Consider the following 2406-nt stretch of genomic DNA (forward strand, 5'->3'; position numbering starts at 1 on the left):
AGTTGGGCCGAGCTGAGGTATTCGATCTGCGTGCTGGAGAAGGCTTTGATTTGGGTCGTGTTCAATTGCGCCAAGTCGCGTGTCTCTAGCGCCCGGATTTGGGCGGAGCTGGTCCATGCGGCCAGTTGTGCGGTGCTCAGTCCGGGGACTTGCTCTGTGCCTAGTGCGGCAATCGCCGCCGTACTCAAACCGCGGATAAAACCAGTGCTCAACTTACCAAGCTCCGCTGAATTGAGCGTTGCCAGTTGTGCTGTCGTCATACCCAGACCCTGTTGGGTGCTCAAAGCAGCCAAGTGTGCCGTGGTTAGTGCAGCGAAGTCTTGTGTTTGAAGTGCCTGAACTTGCGCACTGGTTAGTGCTTGAACTTGCGCGGTGCTCAAGTTTGCCACTTGTTCCGTGGTGAAACCGGGAATAGCCGCTGTACCAAGCGCTTGTATTTGATGACTACCCAATGCTTTGAGCTGGTTGGTGGTGATTCCAGCCAGCTGGGCAGAGGTGAGTACCGCAAAATCAGCCAAATCCAGCGCGACGATTTGTCCTGTGGACATGGAGGCAATGGAGGCAGAACTGAGCGAGGGAACCTGCGCTGTGGTTAATGCCTTTATCTGTGCAGTAGTGAATTCTTGGATATCACTGGAGCTCAGGCTGGCGATTTGTTGAGGCGTAAGAACGGTGACGAAAGACATAGTGGCCCCTTCCGAGAGTGAAAACTCTGCACAGTTCAGACTAACAGCAGGGCTGGCCCAGCGCAGAATAGATGAAATAGGTGGATGCTTACTTTAACATCCGACAGTTATATCGGCGGCGTGGACGTGAAATGAAGGAAAAAATTACAACTAACCACATCCATCCGATAGCATCTGCGTACTCACTATAACCATCCGGCACGAGCCCCTAAGCCACCAAGTACACCATTTACCCACTACTTTTCCTACCTTTACAGTTTGAGGTTAATCAGTCAAAAAAAGAACGGGCTGTCCTGATCGAAGGACAGCCCGTTGTGTTCCAGCCGCTACGGACTGGTTTGGTTATTGAGCGGTCGGGTTACTTGCTCTTGAAGACCTCTGCCGAAGCCAGTGTGGGCAATGGTTGCTGTGGCCCCTGCCCAGACAACAGCCCAGCCAGATTGGTGCCCACTTCTGCGCCGGGTATCACTGCCGTAGCAGACTGCTGGTAGTAATCTGCCAGTGGCATCAGTAGAGACGGAGCTGCCACAGGAGCCTCGTTGCCCACGGGCAGCGCTTCTGCCAAGGCAGTGGTAGGCACAGGGTTGTCGTGTTGCGGTTGCTCCAGCGCTGGCGTTGCGCTTCCACTACTACCGTCTAGGTAGCTGCCCAGCGATTCTGTCAGGCCACTGACTGCCGTGCGCAGGCTGGCATCGACCACCTCACCCTGACGGAACCAGACATCGACCAGATCACGATGTTGGCCATCGGTGGTTTCATACGACGAGACCAAGCCCAACAAGTTGCCCTTGTCAGTAGCTGTTGAGACCTTCGCATCCAGATGCAGCGCCGCCACACCCGCATCCTTCAGACTGAGCAGCTCTCCCGCACCGGTCTGGCCGTTGCCATCGATGTCCTTCCATACCGCCAGCTCCGTGAACGCGGCATCTTCTGCCGTCAGACTGCCATCACCATTGCTATCGAGTGCGCGCAGTGCAGCAAACCCGTCCACTGCTGTCACACCCGAAGGCAACTCGGTGGCTGTACCAAACAGCTCGCGCCCGTCGTTGATGATGTTATCGCCATTGAGGTCACGTACCAATAGGCCATCGCCTGAGGATACCCAACCCGTATCGCGCAACAGGCCATCGGTGCCCAGCGCAAATTGCACGCCTTCAGCCACCGAGACGGTGCGTACACCATCACCATCCAAGTCCAGTACTAAGGGCGAGGCATAGGCTGTAAGCAAGGTCTGCATCTGGGATGCCGACATTCCTGTCGTATTGATGGCAGCCGCTTGATCCATATCGAAGGCTCCAATAGCCGTCGTTGTTAGGCTGCTCACCTGTATGGTTGTCAGATTTTGCAGTTGATTTGTGGTTAACCCCGGCACTTGAGCTGTGGTCAATGCCTTGATCGCGGCTGTGCTCAGATTGTTGATCTGTAGCGTACTCAGACTCTGAATTTGATTTGTGGTTAATCCAGGAACCTGAGCCGATGACAGAGATTTAATCTGCGCTGTACCCAGTGCTTGTACAAAGGCGGTGGCCAATGTACGGATCTCATCTGTACTCAATGTTGCCACTTGGGCCGTAGTGAGACCTGCTGCATGTGATGCACCCAACCCGGCCAACTGTCCTGTACTCAGCGCGGCAAAGGTTTTCGTCTCCAAAGCACTAATTTGTTGACTACTGAGTGCAACCACTTGTGCTGTACTGAGGAACCCAATCTGCGCGCTGGA

1 protein-coding gene and 2 pseudogenes are annotated in these 2406 nt (G+C 54.7%); all 3 read right to left on the reverse strand.

Annotated features, from left to right (window positions below):
• A pseudogene (locus tag BMX55_RS15985) lies at positions 1-686 on the reverse strand (heme utilization protein); the annotation flags it as partial.
• Between the two features lie 358 nt (positions 687-1044).
• Positions 1045-1971: a hypothetical protein gene (locus BMX55_RS15990; RefSeq protein WP_091459424.1), complete on the reverse strand. Its 927-nt coding sequence runs from the start codon at positions 1969-1971 to the stop codon at positions 1045-1047.
• 57 nt (positions 1972-2028) lie between these two features.
• Positions 2029-2370 (reverse strand): annotated as a pseudogene (locus tag BMX55_RS16960) (hypothetical protein); the annotation flags it as partial.
• Between the last annotated feature and the right edge of the window lie 36 nt (positions 2371-2406).

This window comes from Giesbergeria anulus (assembly GCF_900111115.1).
Taxonomy (GTDB): Bacteria; Pseudomonadota; Gammaproteobacteria; order Burkholderiales; family Burkholderiaceae_C; genus Simplicispira; species Simplicispira anulus.